Consider the following 18,571-nt stretch of genomic DNA (forward strand, 5'->3'; position numbering starts at 1 on the left):
GCCGTGTTCGATACTCTCTCCGACCGCCTCAGCGCGACCTTCAAAAACCTCCGCGGAAAAGGCAGGCTGAGCGAAGCGGACATCGACGCCACGGCGCGCGAGATCCGCATCGCCCTGCTCGAAGCCGACGTCGCGCTCCCCGTCGTGCGTTCGTTCATCAAGAACGTCAAGGAGCGTGCCCTCGGCGCCGAGGTCTCGAAGGCGCTGAACCCGGCCCAGCAGGTCCTCAAGATCGTCAACGATGAGCTGGTCACGATCCTGGGCGGCGAAACCCGCCGTCTCCGCTTCGCCAAGCAGCCCCCGACCGTGATCATGCTCGCCGGTCTGCAGGGTGCCGGTAAGACCACGCTCGCGGGCAAGCTCGCCAAGTGGCTCAAGGAACAGGGCCACTCCCCGCTGCTGGTCGCCGCCGACCTCCAGCGCCCGAACGCGGTCAACCAGCTCAGTGTCGTCGCCGAGCGCGCTGGCGTAGCCGTCTACGCGCCCGAGCCGGGCAACGGTGTGGGCGACCCGGTCAAGGTCGCCAAGGACTCCCTCGAGCACGCGCGGACCCAGGTCCACGACATCGTGATCGTGGACACCGCCGGCCGTCTTGGCATCGACCAGGAGATGATGCAGCAGGCGGCGGACATCAGGGACGTCGTCAGCCCCGACGAGATCCTGTTCGTCGTCGACGCGATGATCGGTCAGGACGCGGTCAACACCGCGGAGGCCTTCCGCGACGGCGTCGGCTTCGACGGCGTGGTGCTGTCCAAGCTCGACGGTGACGCCCGCGGTGGCGCGGCCCTGTCGATCCGGCAGATCACCGGCAAGCCGATCATGTTCGCGTCCAACGGTGAGAAGCTCGACGACTTCGACGCCTTCCACCCGGACCGGATGGCCTCCCGCATCCTCGACATGGGTGACCTGCTCACCCTGATCGAGCAGGCGGAGAAGACGTTCAGCCAGGAAGAGGCCGAGAAGATGGCCTCCAAGCTGGCGTCCAAGAAGGGCCAGGACTTCACCCTGGACGACTTCCTGGCCCAGATGGAGCAGGTCAGGAAGATGGGCAGCATCAGCAAGCTGCTCGGGATGCTGCCCGGCATGGGCCAGATCAAGGACCAGATCAACAACATCGACGAGCGGGACGTCGACCGCACGGCCGCGATCATCAAGTCGATGACCCCGGGCGAGCGCCAGGACCCGACCGTCATCAACGGCTCGCGCCGCGCCCGTATCGCCAAGGGTTCCGGCGTCGAGGTCAGCGCGGTGAAGAACCTGGTCGAGCGGTTCTTCGAGGCGCGCAAGATGATGTCCCGCATGGCCCAGGGCGGCGGTATGCCCGGCATGCCGGGGATCCCGGGCATGGGCGGCGGTCCCGGCCGGTCCAAGAAGCAGCCGAAGAAGGCCAAGGGCAAGCAGCGCTCCGGCAACCCGATGAAGCGCAAGCAGCAGGAGCAGGAGGAGGCGGCCCGCCGCGCCGCCGCCCAGGCGGGCGGCGCCCTGGGGCTGCCGCAGCAGGGCGGCCAGGACTTCGAGCTTCCGGACGAGTTCAAGAAGTTCATGGGCTGAGGCCCACCCCGAGCGTCGTACGGGACCGCGTGTCACCCGTACGGCGTCTGGACGACGCTGAGGGCGCCCTTCCACGGAAGGGCGCCCTCAGCGCGTGCCGGTGTACGCCATGTGCCGTAACGTCCAGATATGAGCAATGCCGCGCCACCGCGCAACGGCTCTGACCAGCCGTGGCGTACCGAGGGCACGCCGGACGAGCCGCCCAGGCAGCCCGGGGGCAGAAGGATGCGCGGCAGGTGGTGGGGCCTGCTCGTCACCGCGGTGATCGTCTTCCTGCTGGCCTACGGCGGGCTGAGCTACTACAACCAGGGCAACGAGCCGACGATCTCGTACACCGAGTTCAGCAGGCAGCTCGACGCGGGCAACGTCGGCACGATCTACTCCAAGGGCGACGCGATCCAGGGTCGGCTCAAGAGTTCCCAGGCAAATCCCGAGGGCGGCGGGAAGTACACCAAGTTCAAGACGCAGCGCCCGGCCTTCGCGGACGACAAGCTCTGGCAGAGCCTGAGCAGCCACCATGTCACGGTGACCGCGCAGCCGGTCGTGCAGGAGCGCGGCCTGCTGTCGAATCTGCTGCTCTCGCTGGCGCCGATCGCGGTGCTGGCGGCGCTGTGGATCTTCTTCGCGCGGCGGATCGGCTCGGGTCTGGGCGGGCCGGGTGGCCTGCTGGGGCGCAAGACGCCGCCCAGGCCGGTCGAACTCCAGCCGGGCACCCAGCGCACCACCTTCGCGGACGTGGCGGGCATCGACGAGGTCAAGGGCGAGCTGGACGACGTCGTCGACTTCCTGGAGCATCCGGACGCCTATCGCCACATGGGCGCGAAGATGCCCCGCGGGGTGCTGCTCACGGGACCCCCGGGCACGGGCAAGACGTTGCTCGCGCGGGCCGTGGCCGGTGAGGCGGATGTGCCGTTCTTCTCGGCGTCGGCCTCCGAGTTCATCGAGATGATCGTGGGAGTGGGTGCCTCCCGGGTGCGCGAGCTGTTCGCGGAGGCCCGCAAGGTGGCGCCGTCGATCGTCTTCATCGACGAGATCGACACCATCGGCCGGGCCCGGGGCGGCGGTGCCTCGGTGGGCGGGCACGACGAGCGCGAGCAGACGCTGAACCAGATCCTGACGGAGATGGACGGCTTCTCCGGCTCGGAGGGCGTCATCGTGCTCGCCGCCACGAACCGCGCCGACGTGCTGGATCCCGCGCTGACCCGTCCGGGCCGCTTCGACCGGGTGGTGAGCGTCTCGCCGCCGGACCGGGGCGGACGCGAGGCGATCCTGCGGATCCACACCCGCCAGATCCCGCTCTCCCCGGACGTGGACCTCGCCCGGGTGGCCCGTACGACTCCGGGCATGACCGGGGCGGAGCTGGCCAACCTCGCCAACGAGGCCGCCCTGCTCGCGGTCAAGCGCCGGCAGGAGCAGGTGACGCGGGCCGACTTCTCGGAGGCGTTGGAGAAGGTTCAGCTCGGCGCCGAACGTGCGCTGGTGATGCCCGAGGAGGAGCGCAGGCGCACCGCGTACCACGAGAGCGGGCACGCCCTGCTGGGCATGCTCCAGCCCGGCGCCGACCCCGTTCGCAAGATCACCATCGTCCCGCGCGGGAGGGCGCTCGGGGTGACGCTGTCGACGCCGGAGTCCGACAAGTACGCGTACACCGAGGAGTACCTGCGGGGCCGCATCATCGGCGCGCTGGGCGGCATGGCGGCGGAACACGTCGTCTACGAGGTCATCACGACCGGCTCCGAGCACGACCTCGAGCAGGTCACCGGCATCGCGCGCGGGATGGTGGCCCGTTGGGGCATGAGCGAGCACCTGGGCCGCCTCTCCGCCCTGCCGGACGACGCCCAGCAGGCCTACGGGCTCGCCGCCGCCCCGCAGACCCTGGACGCCATCGACAGCGAGATGCGGCGCATCGTCGACGAGTGCTACGAGGAGGCGTGCCGCAAGCTGCGTGAACACCGGGGGCAGCTGGACGCGCTGGCGCAGGCGCTGCTGGAGAACGAGACGCTGGAGGAGGCCGACGCCTACCGGGTCGCCGGGATCACCCGACTGCGGAAGGAGGCGGAGGCCGGCGGCGTCCCGTGAGGTTCGGGGTCTGCGGGCGCCGGTGTCCGCGCGTCCGGGTCCGGGGCGGCGTGTTCAGAGCGTCGTGTTCAGGGGGTCCGTGCGATCAGGTACCGGAAGACGTTGGGCATCCACACGGTGCCGTCCGGCCGCTGGTGTGCGAGCAGGGCCTCGCTGAGTTCCTTGTCGACCTGGTTCCGGTCGGTGGCGGCGACGGCCGCGTCGAACAGCCCCGTGGAGAGCAGTCCGCGTACCGCGCTGTCGAGGTCGGCGTACCCGAAGGGGCAGGCGACGCGGCCGGAGCCGTCCGGCCGCAGACCGGCGCGCCGGGCCACCTCCTCCAGGTGGTCGCGCGGGGCGGGGCGCCGGTTGCCGGGGCTGCGCAGCGGATCGGCGAGCTTGGTCGCCACCCGCAGCACGGACGAGGTCGCGCAGCGCTCCGGCGGTCCCCAGCCGGTCAGGACCACGGGCGCCCCCCTCTCGGCGAGCGGTGTCGCGGCGGCGAGCAGGCCGGCCGGCTCCTCCGAGTCGCCCGCGAGGCAGCCGACCGTGCAGCCGATCGGCTCGAAGGCGGTCACGAGGGTGTACGGGGGGCTGCCGGGGGCAGCGGCGTCCCGCGGTGATCCGTCGACGATCCGGGCGGTCGCACGCGCGTGTGTGTCCCACGGTTCCGGCAGCAGCCGCCTGCGGGCGAGGGCGAGCCGCTCGGGGCAGGAGGAGTCGACACCGGTGACCGTCGCGCCTCTGGCCGCGGCCAGGAGCAGGGCGAGTCCGGAGCCGCAGCCGAGGGCCAGCAGCTGTGTGCCGGAGCCCACGTCCAGCCGCGCGTAGACGGCCTCGTAGAGCGGGACCAGCATCCGCTCCTGGATCTCGGACCAGTCACGCGCGCGTGCGCGTAACTCCGCGTCGGGCACTGTTGCCGTGTGCCGTACGTGCTGCCGCACGAGCGCAGGTGTCATGGATAGGCGCCCCAATCCGCCGAGTGCTGTCGCTGTGCCCGGTTCCGTGGCCCCCGTGCCGTACGCTCCCACTTCCCCCGTATGCCAGGTAACTCCGAGCCCTTCCTCGCGTCCAGGGGGCGCGGGGCCCTGTTTGTATCCTGTGGCGGTGCGGGCCGGGATTTCACATCCCGGCAACCTGGATCCGAGATCGACGTGGCCGGAAGTCGGCTTGTCCTGTGGGCCGGTGCCGGACGCCGGAGGCGCACCGGGTAACCTCGCGGGCGTCGCGGGCGCTGACCGGGATGAGGGTCCCCGGCCGGGATGCGGCCGAAACGCCTCTTGCGCGTGGCGCAATCCCGATGCCCCCCCGCGTGCGCGAGGGGCGTACACGCCGGCGCGTACTCCCTTTGCGCACCACCTTGGGTGGAGCTGTGCGGCTTCTCCGCAGATCAGCGCACCCGCCCTCGTCAGGACGCATCAGCGACGACTGACGGGTACGTGCAAATTATTTGGGATGCCCCGGAATAGGAACACAGCGGCCCTCCGGCTCGTTGTCATTACGTGAGCACGACACCACCTGTTCTCGCCGCAGAGCTGGCGCAGGCGTGGGCCGACATTCAGCGGTACCACCCCGAGCTGCCGGATCTTGCCGCGCCCGAGTCCCTGATCGGCGAGTCGTCGTCCGCGTGCGGACACGAACTCTCCTTCGAGCGACTGCTTCACGAAGCAGTCCATGGCGTCGCCGCCGCGCGCGGCGTACGCGACACGTCCCGTGCGGGCCGCTACCACAACCGCAGGTTCCTCGCGATCTCCGAGGAGCTGGGCCTGGATCACCCCGAGGAGCCGCACCCGAGCAGTGGCTTCTCGCTGGTCACGCTCAGCCCCGAGGCGAAGCGGCGCTACCGCCCGACGATCGAGCGCCTCCAGCGTGCGCTGAAGGCCCACTCGGTCGCCACCTCCGCCGACACCGGCCGTTCCTTCCGCGGACCGGCCGCCCGCCACGGCTCGTCCGGCGGCGGGGTCAGAGTCAAGGCGGTCTGCGACTGCGGTCGCAATGTGCGGGTCGTCCCCTCGGTCCTGGCCCAGGCCCCGATCATGTGCGGCGGCTGCGGCAAGCCGTTCAGGATCCCGGAGCCGGTGGGCGCGGCGGCCGGCTGACCGGCTCACCGCGTACCGGCATCTCGTGGGTGCCGGATGAGCGGCAGGACTGGTGCGCGGGGTGCCGCCGTACGCGGCGGCACCCCCGCCGGCGCGGGCAGGCGCTCGCATCCACGGCACCCGGAGCGCCGGGTGCGGCTCCGTCGTGCCCGGGGGCGGCCCCCGCACCCTCCGCGGAGGGACGCCTGCCAGGTGTGGCACAATGGCTAGCTGTACTCGACAGCCGCACAGGACCCCTCTCTCCTCCGGCTGACGCGTCCGTCGGGCACTCGGGTACCGCAACCCCACGCGGCATCTCCGCCGTGCCCAACCACGTCAAATCCAGGAGAACCCACTCCCGTGGCAGTCAAGATCAAGCTGAAGCGTCTGGGCAAGATCCGTTCGCCTCACTACCGCATCGTCGTCGCCGACTCCCGTACCCGCCGTGACGGCCGGGCCATCGAGGAGATCGGTCTGTACCACCCGGTGCAGAACCCCTCGCGCATCGAGGTCAACGCCGAGCGTGTGGCGTACTGGCTCTCCGTCGGCGCTCAGCCGACCGAGCCCGTGCTCGCCATCCTGAAGAAGACCGGCGACTGGCAGAAGTTCAAGGGCGAGCCCGCCCCCGCGCCGCTGCTCCAGCCGGCCGAGAAGGCCACGCGCCCGTCGTTCGAGGCCATCGGTGGTGACGACGAGAACAAGGGTGAGGCCATCACCCAGAAGAAGAAGGCTGAGAAGAAGGACGAGGCCGCCGCCGAGTCTTCTTCGGCTGAGTCGACCGAGGCCTGAGCAGCATGCTCGAGGAGGCGCTTGAGCACCTCGTGAAGGGCATCGTCGACAACCCTGACGATGTGCAGGTCGCCTCGCGCGACCTGCGCCGCGGACGCGTGCTCGAGGTCCGGGTGCACCCGGACGACCTGGGCAAGGTGATCGGCCGCAACGGTCGTACCGCACGCGCCCTGCGCACCGTCGTGGGCGCCATCGGCGGCCGCGGTGTCCGTGTCGACCTTGTCGACGTGGACCACGTCCGCTGACGCTTTTCGCAACCGGCTCGGGCCGGGGAGGGCCGCTGGGCCGTCCCCGGCCCGTAGTCGTATGAGCCGCCCGGCGGCTCGCGTTCAGACTTCCGACAGGAGATCTTCCACGTGCAGCTGGTAGTCGCACGGATCGGCCGCGCCCACGGCATCAAGGGCGAGGTCACCGTGGAGGTACGTACCGACGAGCCCGAACTGCGGCTCGCCCCCGGCGCCGTCCTGGCCACCGACCCGGCGTCCGCCGGCCCGCTGACCATCGAGACGGGCCGCGTCCACAGCGGCCGCCTCCTGCTGCGCTTCGAGGGCGTGCGCGACCGCACCGCCGCCGAGGCCCTGCGCAACATCCTCCTGATCGCCGAGATCGACCCGGAGGAGCTTCCCGAGGGCGAGGACGAGTACTACGACCACCAGCTGATGGACCTCGACGTCGTCACCACGGAGGGCAAGGAGGTCGGCCGGATCACCGAGATCTCCCACCTGCCCTCCCAGGACCTCCTGATCGTCGAGCGTCCGGACGGCACCGAGGTGATGATCCCGTTCGTCGGGGAGATCGTCACCGAGATCGACCTGGAGGAGCAGCGGGCGGTCGTCGACCCGCCGCCCGGCCTCATCGACGACCAGGACGTCCGCGACGAGGCCGCCGACGGACCCGGCGCCTCCTCCCGCCCGTCCGCGGAGGACGAGTCCTGATGCGGCTCGACGTCGTCACGATCTTCCCCGAGTACCTGGAACCCCTGAACGTCTCCCTGGTCGGCAAGGCACGCGCGCGTGGACAGCTGAACGTGCACGTCCACGATCTGCGCGGCTGGACGTACGACCGCCACCACACGGTCGACGACACGCCCTACGGCGGCGGCCCCGGCATGGTCATGAAGACCGAGCCCTGGGGCGATGCCCTGGACACGGTCCTCGCCGACGGCTACGAGACCGGCTCGCACGCGCCCGCGCTCATCGTCCCGACGCCCAGTGGCCGCCCCTTCACCCAGGAACTCGCCGTGGAGCTCTCCGAGCGCCCCTGGCTGATCTTCACGCCGGCCCGCTACGAGGGCATCGACCGCCGGGTGATGGACGAGTACGCCACCCGGATGCCCGTCTACGAGGTCTCCATCGGCGACTACGTCCTCGCCGGCGGCGAGGCGGCCGTGCTGGTCGTCACCGAGGCCGTGGCGCGGCTGCTGCCCGGCGTCCTGGGCAACGCCGAGTCGCACCGCGACGACTCCTTCGCGCCCGGCACGATGGCCAACCTCCTGGAAGGCCCCGTCTACACCAAGCCGCCCGAGTGGCGCGGCCACGGCATCCCCGAGGTGCTGCTCAGCGGCCACCACGGGAAGATCGCCCGCTGGCGCCGCGACGAGGCCCTGCGGCGCACGACGGCCCACCGGCCCGACCTCGTCGAGCGCTGCGATCCGAAGGCCTTCGACAAGAAGGACCGCGAGATGCTGTCCATCCTGGGCTGGTCGCCGGACCCCGAGGGTGAGGCGCACGGCCGATTTTGGCGCAGGACCGACGGCGTGGAAGAATAGAGCGCTGTTGTGCGCCGGTCCGGCGTGCGCCCCTGCCGCAGGGGGACACGACGCCCGTCCCGACCCGTGCAGCACCAACTCCGTACATCTAGTTTCCGTTGATGACCTGTGGCATCAACGAAGAAAGCAGACGAAATGTCTCACCTGCTCGACTCCGTCGACGCCGCGTCGCTGCGCGAGGACGTCCCGGCCTTCCGCCCGGGCGACACCGTCAACGTCCACGTCCGCGTCATCGAGGGCAACCGCTCCCGTGTGCAGCAGTTCAAGGGCGTGGTGATCCGTCGCCAGGGCTCCGGCGTGCGCGAGACCTTCACGGTCCGCAAGGTCTCCTTCTCCGTCGGCGTCGAGCGCACCTTCCCGGTGCACACCCCGATCGTCGAGAAGATCGAGCTCGTCACCAAGGGTGACGTGCGCCGCGCCAAGCTGTACTACCTGCGCGAGCTGCGCGGCAAGGCCGCGAAGATCAAGGAGAAGCGCGAGAACTGAGCGCCTCCCGGAGTCCATGGCGGGGCCGGATAACATTCGGCCCCGATGGACACCGAAGCACAGCAGACGGAGCGCGACCGCTCCTCCCGCCCTTGTGACGGCGAACCCGGTGAGACCCCGGGGGCGCGGGGGCCGGAGGAACGGTCGCGTTTCGCGTTGATGTCGCGGATCACCGAGTGGCTTCCCGGCGGGAGGATCACCCTGACCGCGCTGAGCGGCCTGACCTTCCTACTGCTCCTCAACACGTTCGTGATGCAACCGTTCGAGATTCCGAGCGGATCCATGGAGCCGGGATTGAGGATCGGGGACCGCGTCGCCGTAAACAAGTTGGCGTACCGTTTCGGAGCCCCTCCGCGGCGCGGCGATGTCGTCGTGTTCGACGGCACCGGGTACTTCGGGGACGGCGACTACATCAAACGCGTTGTGGGTGTAGGCGGAGACCATGTGGTCTGCTGTGACAAGGAGGGCAGGATCCAGGTGAACGGCCGGTCGGTCGACGAGTCGACGTTCCTCTACCCCGGTGACAGCCCCTCGGCCGTGCCCTTCGACGTCGTCGTGCCCGAGGGCACCCTGTTCGTCCTGGGCGACCACCGGGGCGACTCCAGCGACTCCCGCAACCATCTGGGCTCGCCGGGCGGCGGCATGATCCCGGTCGGCGACGTGATCGGCCGGGCCGACTGGATCGTCTGGCCCTTCGGCCACCGGACCCACCTGCACCGGCCGGACGCCTACGCGCGCGTGCCCGCCGCCGGCCATGCGGGCGGCAGCCATGGGTAGCCGCGGCCGACCGCGCGGCGTCTCCGCCAACGCCGCCGACAACCTCCTGCCCACCGGGGCGCGGCGCGCCGCGGGTCCGGCCGGCGGCCGCACCCGCGCCGAGCGTCGCAAGCTGCAACGCAAGGTCAAGCGGCGGCGCAGGCGCTCCGCGGTCCGGGAGATACCGCTCCTCGTCGGCGTCGCCGTGCTCATAGCCCTGGTGCTGAAGACCTTCCTCGTGCAGGCCTTCGTGATCCCGTCGGGCTCCATGGAGCAGACGATCCAGATCGGCGACCGGGTCCTGGTCGACAAGTTCACCCCGTGGTTCGGCGCCAAGCCGCAGCGCGGCGACGTCGTCGTCTTCCACGACCCGGGCGGCTGGCTGGCCGGCGAGCAGACCGCCCAGAAGGACGACCCCGTCGGGGTCAAGCAGGTCAAGCAGGGTCTCACCTTCATCGGCCTGCTGCCTTCCGACGACGAGAAGGACCTCATCAAACGGGTCGTGGGCGTCGGTGGTGACCACGTCAAGTGCTGCGACACGCAGGGCAGGGTGACCGTCAACGGCGCTCCCCTGAACGAGGGCGACTACCTGTATCCGGACAACGCCCCCTCCAACACCCAGTTCGACATCACCGTCCCCCGGGGCCGACTGTGGGTGATGGGCGACCACCGGGCCAACTCCGCCGACTCGCGCGCCCACCAGGAAACCCCGTACGGCGGAACCGTCTCGGAGAACTCGGTGGTGGGGCGGGCCATGGTCATCGGCTGGCCCGTCGGCCACTGGACCATGCTGAAGGAGCCGAAAACCTTTTCTTCGGTGCCCGACGCGGCGGCTGGGTCGACCGCCGCTCCCCGCCTGTCGCATAGGGTTGTACCAGACGATCCGAACGGATCGGTTCGACTCCCGAGCCCTGCGGAACTCCCGCTCGTTATGGGAGTGGTGGGCCTGCGCCGCGCACGGGGCAGGCGGCGGCACGGAGTGAGGAGTTGGCGTGGGGGATGTGGCGGTTGGCGCACGGTCCGGACACGACGGCGAGGAGCACCGCGGACACCCCGAGGGAGCGGCGGACCCCGCTGCGCGCAGCGCCGTGACCTCCGGGAGTGAGAGCGAGACAGCCGAGGACGGCACGGTGACGGAGCACAACCACAGCGGTGACCAGGGGAGCGGGGGCAGCACCCCCGAGGCGAGGAAGCCCCGCTCCTTCTGGAAAGAGCTGCCCATCCTGATCGTTATCGCGCTGGTGCTGGCGCTGCTGATCAAGACCTTCCTCGTACAGGCGTTCTCGATTCCCTCGGACTCGATGCAGAACACCCTTCAGCGGGGCGACCGCGTCCTGGTCGACAAGCTGACCCCGTGGTTCGGCTCCGAGCCCGAGCGCGGCGAGGTCGTCGTCTTCCACGACCCGGACGACTGGCTGGCGGGCGAGCCGGCGGCCAGCCCGAACGCGCTGCAGACGGTGCTCAGCTGGATCGGCCTGATGCCGTCCGCGGAGGAGAAGGACCTCATCAAGCGCGTCGTCGGCGTGGGCGGCGACACCGTCGAGTGCAAGAACACCGGCCCGCTGACGGTCAACGGCAAGCCGCTGTACGAGCCGTACGTCTACCCGGGCAACACGCCGTGCAGCGTCGACGACCAGGGCGGCCAGTTCACGGTGCACGTGCCCCAGGGCTACATCTGGGTCATGGGCGACCACCGGCAGAACTCCCGGGACTCGCGTTACAACCAGACCGACAAGAACCACGGCATGGTCCCGGTCAAGGACGTCGTCGGCCGTGCCATCGTCAAGGCCTGGCCGATCAACCGCTGGGGCACGCTGCCGGTCCCGGAGACCTTCGACCAGCAGGGCATCAACGATCACTCCTCTGCGGCGGGTGCCCTGACGGTGGCCCCCCAGGGCGTGGCCCTGACCGCGGTCGTGCCGGTGGCGCTGTGGCGGCGCAGGCGGGCCGCGAAGGCCGCGGCCGGTACGGGCACCCCGACGACGGCCACGGGAAGCCGCTGAGCCGCTGGGCCGCCGAGCCGGGGCAGTGCGGCGGTGCGGAGGCTTGCGCCAGTACCGTCCGCCGCTGCTGTGAAGTCCTCGTGGAGGGTGCGGCGGTGGCCCGGAAGAAGGGGCTGCCCCGTTCCGGTACCGCCCGGTAGGGTTCGGGTCCATGGGTGGCGAGAGCACGACGCGTACGGCCCCGCGCAGCGGCGGCACAGGCAGGGACCCGGTGGGCGGCAAGGCCGGGCAGCGGCTGTCCGGGCTCGCCGTGGCCGTGGGGCTGGTGCTGTTCCTCGCTGGATTCGCGTGGGCGGCGGTGATCTACCGCCCGTACACCGTGCCCACCAGTTCCATGGCGCCGACGATCGGCATCGGCGACCGGGTGCTGGCCCAGCGGGTCGAGGGCGGTCAGGTGCACCGCGGTGATGTGGTCGTCTTCCACGACACGAACTGGGTGCAGAACTCCGCCGTGATCAAACGGGTGGTCGCCGTCGGCGGCGACACCGTCTCCTGCTGCGAGCAGGGCAAGCTGACGGTCAACGGCAAGCAGGTCGACGAGCCGTACCTGAAGGGCGCCGACGCCGAGGCCGGCGGTTTCCCGACCGTGAAGGTGCCCCAGGGCCGGCTGTTCCTGCTCGGCGACGAGCGCCAGGGCTCCCTGGACTCCACCGCCCACCTCACGGACGCGGCCGCGGGGACCGTTTCGCGCGACGCCGTGGACGCCCGGGTCGATGCCGTCGTGTGGCCCATGAAGGGCCTGCTGGACCGCCCCACCGGCTTCGAGGCGCTCGGCGCCCTCTCCCAGCCGGGCCCGCTGCGCACGATCGCCACGATGATCGTGGCGGGTGCCGTCCTGGTCCTCGCCGGGGGCGCCTACGGCCCGATCGCGACACGGCTGGGCGGCTCGCGCGCCCGCACCCGGACGGAGCCGGCCGGTGCTCGCTGAGGACGCCGGGGACGCCGAGGGCACGGACGGTCACCGCGGCGGACTGCGCAAGGTCGCCCGGGTGGTCCTGCTCGACCCCGAGGACCGCATCCTGCTGCTGCACGGCCACGAGCCGGACGACCCGGCCGACGACTGGTGGTTCACCCCGGGCGGCGGCCTGGAGGGCGCCGAGACGCGCGAGGAGGCCGCTCTGCGGGAACTCGCCGAGGAGACCGGCATCACCGAGGTCGAACTCGGCCCAGTGCTGTGGCGCCGCACATGCTCGTTCCCGTTCGCGGGTCGACGCTGGAACCAGGACGAGTGGTACTACCTGGCCCGTACGGACCGGACCGCGATCGAGGCCACGGCCCTGACCGAGCTGGAGCGGCGCAGCGTCGCCGGAGCGCGCTGGTGGACGTGTCAGGAACTGATCCGGGCACATGAGACGGTGTATCCGACCAGACTCGCCGAGCTGCTGCGCACACTGCTCGACGAAGGTCCCCCGGCCGGGCCCGTGACCCTCGACACCGAAATCGTCTAGGGCCTCATGGGACTGGCGCACAATGGTGGGATCGCACGGCTGAAGGGGAACATGCCATGAGCGCCGAGGACCTCGAGAAGTACGAGACCGAGATGGAGCTCAAGCTCTACCGGGAGTACCGCGATGTCGTCGGTCTGTTCAAATACGTGATCGAGACCGAGCGGCGCTTCTACCTCACCAACGACTACGAGATGCAGGTCCACTCGGTACAGGGTGAGGTGTTCTTCGAGGTGTCGATGGCCGACGCCTGGGTGTGGGACATGTACCGGCCGGCCCGGTTCGTGAAGCAGGTACGCGTCCTCACGTTCAAGGACGTGAACATTGAGGAGCTGAACAAGACCGATCTGGAGCTGCCGGGCGGGTGAGGGGCGTCAGCGGTCCTCTCACGCTGTCACTCGTGTGAGTGACGGCGTTGTCCACAACCGGTGAGTAGCCCACCAAGATCCACTCCGTGGGGCCGGATGCGTGACCGTGGGCGCCGGAGGTGGTGCCGACATGAACGCACGAAGCGCGCTCGGCAGGTACGGAGAGGGCCTGGCGGCCCGGCGGCTGACCCAGACCGGCATGACGGTCCTGGAGCGCAACTGGCGCAGCGGCAGGACCGGCGAGATCGACATCGTGGCCCGGGACGGCGACGTCCTGGTCGTCTGTGAGGTGAAGACCCGCCGGGAGGGGCTCTTCGAGCATCCGATGGCCGCGGTCACGCCGGAGAAGGCCGAGCGACTGCGCGGCCTCGCGGAACGCTGGATCCAGTCCCATGGCGGGGCGCCGCCCGGAGGCGTCCGTATCGACCTCGTCGGCGTCCTGCTGCCCCGGCGCGGCGCTCCCGTGGTCGAGCACGTACGGGGGGCCGCCTGATGGGCTTCGCGCGTACGTGCTCCGTGGCCCTCGTCGGTGTCGAGGGCGTGGTCGTCGAGGTGCAGGCCGACCTCGAACCGGGTGTCGCCGCCTTCACGCTGGTGGGCCTGCCGGACAAGAGCCTGACCGAGAGCCGGGACCGGGTGCGGGCCGCGGTGGTCAACTCCGGTGGCGAGTGGCCGCAGAAGAAGCTCACGGTCGGGCTCAGCCCGGCCTCGGTGCCCAAGGCCGGCAGCGGCTTCGACCTGGCCGTGGCCTGCGCGGTGCTCGGCGCCGCCGAACGGATCGATCCCCGCGTGCTCGCCGACATCGTGATGATCGGGGAACTCGGTCTGGACGGTCGGGTGCGTCCGGTCAGGGGCATCCTGCCGGCGGTGCTGGCCGCCGCCGACGCCGGGTACGAGCAGGTGATCGTGCCCGAGTGCGCCGCCGCCGAGGCCTCGCTGGTGCCCGGAGTCTCGGTCCTCGGTGTCCGCAGCCTGCGGCAGCTCATCGCGGTGCTGACCGACGAGCCGGTGCCCGAGGAGGAACCGGACGAGCAGGGGCGGCCGGACCCGCTGCTGGCCGGCCTGCGCCTGCCCGGCATGGGCGCGGCCGCCGGAATGCACAGCGTGGGCGCCGCCCAGCAGGACCAGGGACACGACCTCGCCGACGTCGTCGGCCAGGTCTCGGCCCGTACGGCTGTGGAGGTCGCCGCGGCCGGGGCGCACCATCTGTTCCTCGAGGGGCCGCCGGGCGCGGGCAAGACCATGCTCGCCGAGCGACTGCCTGCACTGCTGCCCCGTCTCGCCCGGGAGGAGTCCCTGGAGGTCACGGCGATCCACTCGGTGGCCGGACTCCTGCCGCCGGGCAGACCGCTGATCGACCTTGCCCCCTACTGCGCCCCGCACCACTCGGCCACCATGCAGGCCCTCGTCGGCGGCGGCCCGGGCGTCGCCAGGCCGGGGGCGGTGTCGCTCGCCCATCGAGGTGTGCTTTTTCTGGACGAGACCCCGGAGTTCAGCAGCCACGCGCTCGACGCCCTGCGCCAGCCGCTGGAGGCGGGCCATGTGGTGATCGCCCGTAGCGCCGGGGTGGTGCGGTTCCCGGCGAAGTTCCTGATGGTGCTCGCGGCCAACCCGTGCCCCTGCGGCCGGTTCTCGCTGCGGGACACCCTGTGCGAGTGCCCGCCCTCGATGGTCCGCCGCTACCAGGCCAGGCTGTCCGGGCCGCTGCTCGACCGGGTCGACCTGCGGGTGGAGGTGGACCCGGTCACCCGCTCCGAACTCACCCGGCGCGGCGCCCGGGGCGAGGCCACGGCGGCGGTGGCGGACCGGGTGCGGGCCGCCAGGGAACGCGCGTCCGCCCGGCTCGCGGGCACACCGTGGCGGACCAACAGTGAGGTGCCCGGCCGCGAGCTGCGCAGCCGCTGGCACACGGTGGCCGGCGCGATGGACGAGGCCGAGCGCGGCCTGGAGCGGGGCGTCCTCACCGCGCGCGGACTGGACCGGGTGCTGCGGGTCGCCTGGACGGTCGCGGACCTCGCCGGCCATGACCGGCCCGACGCGTCGGACGTCGCCCTGGCGCTGCAACTGCGCACCGGAGTGCCACGAGGCGTGCCCATGGCCATCGGGGCGCCGACGTGAACGCCACCCGGGCCCCCGAGCGCGAACTTCTCGCCCGGGTCCTCCTCAGCCGCGTCATCGAGCCCGGGGACGAGGCCGGCGGGCGGTGGCTGCGGGAGTTCGGGGCGGTGGAGGTGGCCCGGCGACTGCTGAAAGGCTCCCCTCGGCTCGCCGGGGTCTCCGGCAAGCGGTGGGCGGGGCTGTGCGCCCGGGCGGCACGGGCCGAGCCCGAACGGGACCTCGCCGCGGCCGAGGAGGCCGGTGTGCGGTTCGTACGCCCCGGGGACACCGAGTGGCCAGCGCAGCTCGACGACCTCGGTGACGCGCGGCCCACCGGACTGTGGGTGCGCGGTCGGCCCGGCCTGCGGATATGGGCGCTGCGCTCGGTCGCGGTCGTCGGCGCCCGAGCCTGCACCCAGTACGGCGCCCACATGGCCGGGGTCCTCGCCTCCGGCCTCGCCGAGCGGGGCTGGGTGGTGGTCTCCGGCGGCGCCTACGGAGTCGACGGCGCCGCCCACCGCGGCGCCCTCGCCGCGGGCGGAGCCACTGTCGCCGTCCTGGCCTGCGGCGTCGACCGGCCCTATCCACGCGGGCACACCGAGTTGATCAACAGGATCGCCCAGCAGGGTCTGGTGGTCGGCGAACTGCCGCCCGGTGACCACCCCACGCCGAGCCGGTTCATCGTCCGCAACCGAGTGATCGCGGCGCTCACCCGGGGCACCGTGGTCGTCGAGGCCGCCCACCGCAGCGGATCGCTGGTCACCGCGCGGGCGGCGCAGCGGCTGGGACGGCACACCATGGGGGTGCCCGGCCCGGCCACCAGCGCGCTCTCCGCCGGTGTCCACGAGCTCCTGCGCGGCGAGGCGGTGCTGGTCGGAGACGCCGCGGAAGTCGTCGAACTGGTCGGCGACATGGGTGAACTCGCTCCGGACCGGCGCGGTCCCGTACTCCCGCGCGACCTGCTGGAACCGGACGCCCGGCAGGTTCTGGCCGCGTTGCCGGCGCGCGGCGCGGCGACGCCGGACGAGGTCGCCCGCGACGCCCGGACGACCGCGGACGACGCGCTCGCGAAACTGTACGAACTCCAATCACTGGGGTACGTCGAACGACATGGCGAGGGATGGAAGTTGACACGCCAGGCGCTGATCTCGGCTCGGGAGGGCCGTGAGCGGTGCTGACCGAGAGTGTTCGGCCGTCCGGGGGAGGCCCGACGCCGGTGGGGATTCCCGCAGTTGGACGCTGTCGCGGTCACCGAGGGTGACGTGCGTGACCCGGCGGGGCGCATCGCGGAACGAATCTGCGCACGCTTCACGCCCCGCCGTTCGCGCACTGCGACACATCAGTCACGCTACGCTCACGTGGTTCCGACCACAGAAGCGACTCAGGCCGACAACTCACTCAGACGCCCGCATTCCAGGGCAGAACGACACAAGGCGACAAATGCCCCAGCACACCTCCGGGCCCGACCGGGCGGCGATCCCCCAAGCCGCCCGGGACGGTGGCAGCGTGCGGCCGCCCGCTCCTTCGACGCTCGAGGAGCTGTGGCGGTCGTACAAGGCGACGGGGGACGAGCGGCTGCGGGAGCAGCTGATCCTGCACTACTCGCCGCTGGTGAAGTACGTGGCGGGACGAGTGAGCGTCGGCCTGCCGCCCAACGTGGAGCAGGCCGATTTCGTCTCCTCCGGGGTCTTCGGGCTCATCGACGCGATCGAGAAGTTCGACATCGAACGGGAGATCAAGTTCGAGACCTACGCGATCACGCGGATCCGGGGCGCGATGATCGACGAGTTGCGGGCGCTGGACTGGATCCCGCGCTCGGTGCGGCAGAAGGCGCGGAACGTGGAGCGGGCGTACGCGACCCTGGAGGCCCGGCTGCGGCGGACGCCGTCGGAGGTCGAGGTGGCCGCCGAGATGGGCATCGCGGTCGACGAGCTGCACGCTGTTTTCAGCCAGTTGTCGCTGGCCAACGTGGTGGCGCTGGAGGAGCTGCTGCACGTCGGCGGCGACGGCGGGGACCGGCTGAGCCTGATGGACACGCTGGAGGACACCGCCGCCGACAACCCGGTGGAGGTGGCCGAGGACCGGGAGCTGCGCACGTTCCTGGCCCGGGCGATCAACACGTTGCCCGAGCGGGAGAAGACGGTCGTGATGCTCTACTACTACGAGGGCCTCACGCTCGCCGAGATCGGCAACGTGCTCGGTGTGACCGAGAGCCGGGTCAGTCAGATCCACACCAAATCGGTGCTTCAGCTGCGCGCGAAGCTGGCGAGCTTCGGGCGCTGACCCGGGTGGAGTCCCTCCCGGTCCGGGTGGCGCGTCCGTAAAGTGGTCGACGTGCCAAGGATTCGAGCGGCCTCCGTGGCCGAGCACCGGTCGATGCAGCGAGCCGCCCTGCTGGACGCGGCGCGGACCCTGCTGTCCGAGGGCGGGACGGAGGCGCTGACCTTCCCGGCCCTGGCCGAGCGGACGGGGCTCGCGCGGTCGTCGGTGTACGAGTATTTCCGGTCACGGGCCGCCGTGGTCGAGGAGCTGTGCGAGGTCGACTTCCCTGTGTGGGCCGCGGAGGTCGCGGCCGCGATGGCCTCCGCCGACGGGTCCGCGGCCAAGGTCGAGGCGTATGTGCGCAAGCAACTGGAGCTGGTCGGGGACCGGCGGCACCGGGCCGTCGTGGCGATCTCGGCGAGTGAGCTGGACGCTTGCGCCCGGGAGAAGATCCGGGCGGCCCACGGCGGGCTCGTCGCCATGATCGTGGAGGCGCTGGGGGAGCTGGGGCACGAGCAGCCGCGGCTGGCGGCGATACTGCTTCAGGGCGTGGTGGACGCGGCGGTGCGGCGGATCGAACTGGGTGCCGCGGAGGATCCGGCGGCCATCGCCGAGGCCGCGGTGGGGATGGCGCTGCGCGGCGTCTGCGGCTGACGCCGGCGGAGGCCGGGGCGGCACGGACCGGACCGGGATCGCGGGAGGGGCGCCGGCCTCGCGGCTGGGGGCGGGAGGCGCGCTTGCTCATCGGTTGGGGGCAGGAGACGCGCCCTCCCCACGGTGGGGACAGGTGGGACGCCCGTCCCTCGGTTGGGGGCAGGATGCGCTCTCGCCCCACGGTTGGGGGCAGGAGACGCGCCCGCCCCGCGCTGGGGACAGGTGGGACGCCCGTCCCACGGTTGGGGCCAGGAGG

At 71.4% G+C, this 18,571-nt stretch carries 20 protein-coding genes; 19 read left to right on the forward strand and 1 reads right to left on the reverse strand.

What is annotated here, in order from left to right; all coding sequences use genetic code 11:
- The first annotated feature begins 3 nt into the window (after positions 1–3).
- Positions 4–1,551, forward strand: a complete 1,548-nt coding sequence (gene ffh, locus ACIQMV_RS32995) for a signal recognition particle protein (RefSeq protein ID WP_402596903.1) — start codon at positions 4–6, stop codon at positions 1,549–1,551.
- Between the two features lie 129 nt (positions 1,552–1,680).
- The gene (ftsH, locus tag ACIQMV_RS33000) at positions 1,681–3,630 is read left to right on the forward strand and encodes an ATP-dependent zinc metalloprotease FtsH (RefSeq protein ID WP_402596904.1); all 1,950 of its coding nucleotides are present in this window, start codon (positions 1,681–1,683) and stop codon (positions 3,628–3,630) included.
- A gap of 68 nt (positions 3,631–3,698) precedes the next feature.
- Here ftsH and ACIQMV_RS33005 read toward each other — a convergent pair whose 3' ends face one another.
- Entirely contained in the window at positions 3,699–4,568 is an 870-nt protein-coding gene (locus tag ACIQMV_RS33005; RefSeq protein ID WP_402596905.1) for an SAM-dependent methyltransferase, read from the reverse strand.
- A 543-nt stretch (positions 4,569–5,111) separates the two neighbouring features.
- On the opposite strand from ACIQMV_RS33005, the gene ACIQMV_RS33010 reads away from it, so the two are divergent.
- From ACIQMV_RS33010 to ACIQMV_RS33090, 17 genes are all read left to right on the forward strand, one after another.
- Positions 5,112–5,708 (forward strand): hypothetical protein, encoded by a 597-nt coding sequence (locus ACIQMV_RS33010; protein WP_141357941.1) that lies wholly within the window; start codon positions 5,112–5,114, stop codon positions 5,706–5,708.
- 339 nt (positions 5,709–6,047) lie between these two features.
- Positions 6,048–6,476 (forward strand): 30S ribosomal protein S16, encoded by a 429-nt coding sequence (rpsP, locus tag ACIQMV_RS33015; RefSeq protein WP_141357939.1) that lies wholly within the window; start codon positions 6,048–6,050, stop codon positions 6,474–6,476.
- A gap of 5 nt (positions 6,477–6,481) precedes the next feature.
- Positions 6,482–6,721, forward strand: coding sequence for an RNA-binding protein (locus ACIQMV_RS33020; protein WP_005479813.1), 240 nt, complete (start codon positions 6,482–6,484; stop codon positions 6,719–6,721).
- Between the two features lie 111 nt (positions 6,722–6,832).
- Complete coding sequence (gene rimM, locus ACIQMV_RS33025; RefSeq protein WP_402596906.1) at positions 6,833–7,411, forward strand: ribosome maturation factor RimM; 579 nt, start codon at positions 6,833–6,835, stop codon at positions 7,409–7,411.
- A complete protein-coding gene (gene trmD / locus ACIQMV_RS33030; protein WP_402596907.1) occupies positions 7,411–8,244 on the forward strand; it encodes a tRNA (guanosine(37)-N1)-methyltransferase TrmD in 834 nt (277 codons plus the stop codon). Before rimM ends, trmD begins: the two co-directional genes overlap by 1 nt.
- Positions 8,245–8,379: 135 nt before the next feature.
- Positions 8,380–8,730 carry a 50S ribosomal protein L19 gene (gene rplS, locus ACIQMV_RS33035; RefSeq protein ID WP_225079370.1) on the forward strand — a complete coding sequence of 117 codons (351 nt, stop codon included), beginning with the start codon at positions 8,380–8,382 and terminating at the stop codon, positions 8,728–8,730.
- Positions 8,731–8,775: 45 nt separating this feature from the next.
- Positions 8,776–9,507: a signal peptidase I gene (gene lepB, locus ACIQMV_RS33040; RefSeq protein WP_402596908.1), complete on the forward strand. Its 732-nt coding sequence runs from the start codon at positions 8,776–8,778 to the stop codon at positions 9,505–9,507.
- A complete protein-coding gene (gene lepB / locus ACIQMV_RS33045; RefSeq protein ID WP_402596909.1) occupies positions 9,500–10,591 on the forward strand; it encodes a signal peptidase I in 1,092 nt (363 codons plus the stop codon). The genes lepB (ACIQMV_RS33040) and lepB (ACIQMV_RS33045) overlap by 8 nt, the downstream gene beginning before the upstream one ends.
- Positions 10,479–11,489, forward strand: a complete 1,011-nt coding sequence (gene lepB / locus ACIQMV_RS33050) for a signal peptidase I (RefSeq protein WP_141357925.1) — start codon at positions 10,479–10,481, stop codon at positions 11,487–11,489. The genes lepB (ACIQMV_RS33045) and lepB (ACIQMV_RS33050) overlap by 113 nt, the downstream gene beginning before the upstream one ends.
- 151 nt (positions 11,490–11,640) lie before the next feature.
- On the forward strand, positions 11,641–12,417 hold the full coding sequence (lepB, locus tag ACIQMV_RS33055) for a signal peptidase I (RefSeq protein WP_402596910.1): 777 nt from the start codon (positions 11,641–11,643) through the stop codon (positions 12,415–12,417).
- Positions 12,407–12,937: an NUDIX hydrolase gene (locus tag ACIQMV_RS33060; RefSeq protein ID WP_402596911.1), complete on the forward strand. Its 531-nt coding sequence runs from the start codon at positions 12,407–12,409 to the stop codon at positions 12,935–12,937. The genes lepB (ACIQMV_RS33055) and ACIQMV_RS33060 overlap by 11 nt, the downstream gene beginning before the upstream one ends.
- 56 nt (positions 12,938–12,993) lie before the next feature.
- A complete protein-coding gene (locus ACIQMV_RS33065; RefSeq protein WP_008745401.1) occupies positions 12,994–13,302 on the forward strand; it encodes a DUF2469 domain-containing protein in 309 nt (102 codons plus the stop codon).
- A 130-nt stretch (positions 13,303–13,432) separates the two neighbouring features.
- Complete coding sequence (locus tag ACIQMV_RS33070; RefSeq protein ID WP_172632826.1) at positions 13,433–13,795, forward strand: YraN family protein; 363 nt, start codon at positions 13,433–13,435, stop codon at positions 13,793–13,795.
- Positions 13,795–15,420 (forward strand): YifB family Mg chelatase-like AAA ATPase, encoded by a 1,626-nt coding sequence (locus tag ACIQMV_RS33075; protein WP_402596912.1) that lies wholly within the window; start codon positions 13,795–13,797, stop codon positions 15,418–15,420. Before ACIQMV_RS33070 ends, ACIQMV_RS33075 begins: the two co-directional genes overlap by 1 nt.
- The gene (gene dprA, locus ACIQMV_RS33080; RefSeq protein WP_402596913.1) at positions 15,417–16,577 is read left to right on the forward strand and encodes a DNA-processing protein DprA; all 1,161 of its coding nucleotides are present in this window, start codon (positions 15,417–15,419) and stop codon (positions 16,575–16,577) included. Before ACIQMV_RS33075 ends, dprA begins: the two co-directional genes overlap by 4 nt.
- Positions 16,578–16,839: 262 nt before the next feature.
- Complete coding sequence (gene whiG / locus ACIQMV_RS33085; protein WP_141357913.1) at positions 16,840–17,682, forward strand: RNA polymerase sigma factor WhiG; 843 nt, start codon at positions 16,840–16,842, stop codon at positions 17,680–17,682.
- A gap of 75 nt (positions 17,683–17,757) precedes the next feature.
- Positions 17,758–18,315, forward strand: a complete 558-nt coding sequence (locus ACIQMV_RS33090) for a TetR/AcrR family transcriptional regulator (protein ID WP_402596955.1) — start codon at positions 17,758–17,760, stop codon at positions 18,313–18,315.
- Positions 18,316–18,571: the final 256 nt, after the last annotated feature.

This window comes from Streptomyces sp. NPDC091412, assembly GCF_044756885.1.
Taxonomy (GTDB): Bacteria; Actinomycetota; Actinomycetes; order Streptomycetales; family Streptomycetaceae; genus Streptomyces.

What these genes read in the sequence shown, in the direction of transcription:
- ftsH (WP_402596904.1), top strand. Translation starts at nt 1,681, where the DNA reads ATGAGCAATGCCGCGCCACCGCGCAACGGCTCTGACCAGCCGTGGCGT.
- ACIQMV_RS33005 (WP_402596905.1), bottom strand. Translation starts at nt 4,568, where the DNA reads ATGACACCTGCGCTCGTGCGGCAGCACGTACGGCACACGGCAACAGTG.
- ACIQMV_RS33020 (WP_005479813.1), top strand. Translation starts at nt 6,482, where the DNA reads ATGCTCGAGGAGGCGCTTGAGCACCTCGTGAAGGGCATCGTCGACAAC.
- trmD (WP_402596907.1), top strand. Translation starts at nt 7,411, where the DNA reads ATGCGGCTCGACGTCGTCACGATCTTCCCCGAGTACCTGGAACCCCTG.
- rplS (WP_225079370.1), top strand. Translation starts at nt 8,380, where the DNA reads ATGTCTCACCTGCTCGACTCCGTCGACGCCGCGTCGCTGCGCGAGGAC.
- lepB (WP_402596908.1), top strand. Translation starts at nt 8,776, where the DNA reads ATGGACACCGAAGCACAGCAGACGGAGCGCGACCGCTCCTCCCGCCCT.
- lepB (WP_402596909.1), top strand. Translation starts at nt 9,500, where the DNA reads ATGGGTAGCCGCGGCCGACCGCGCGGCGTCTCCGCCAACGCCGCCGAC.
- lepB (WP_402596910.1), top strand. Translation starts at nt 11,641, where the DNA reads ATGGGTGGCGAGAGCACGACGCGTACGGCCCCGCGCAGCGGCGGCACA.
- ACIQMV_RS33065 (WP_008745401.1), top strand. Translation starts at nt 12,994, where the DNA reads ATGAGCGCCGAGGACCTCGAGAAGTACGAGACCGAGATGGAGCTCAAG.
- ACIQMV_RS33070 (WP_172632826.1), top strand. Translation starts at nt 13,433, where the DNA reads ATGAACGCACGAAGCGCGCTCGGCAGGTACGGAGAGGGCCTGGCGGCC.
- ACIQMV_RS33075 (WP_402596912.1), top strand. Translation starts at nt 13,795, where the DNA reads ATGGGCTTCGCGCGTACGTGCTCCGTGGCCCTCGTCGGTGTCGAGGGC.
- whiG (WP_141357913.1), top strand. Translation starts at nt 16,840, where the DNA reads ATGCCCCAGCACACCTCCGGGCCCGACCGGGCGGCGATCCCCCAAGCC.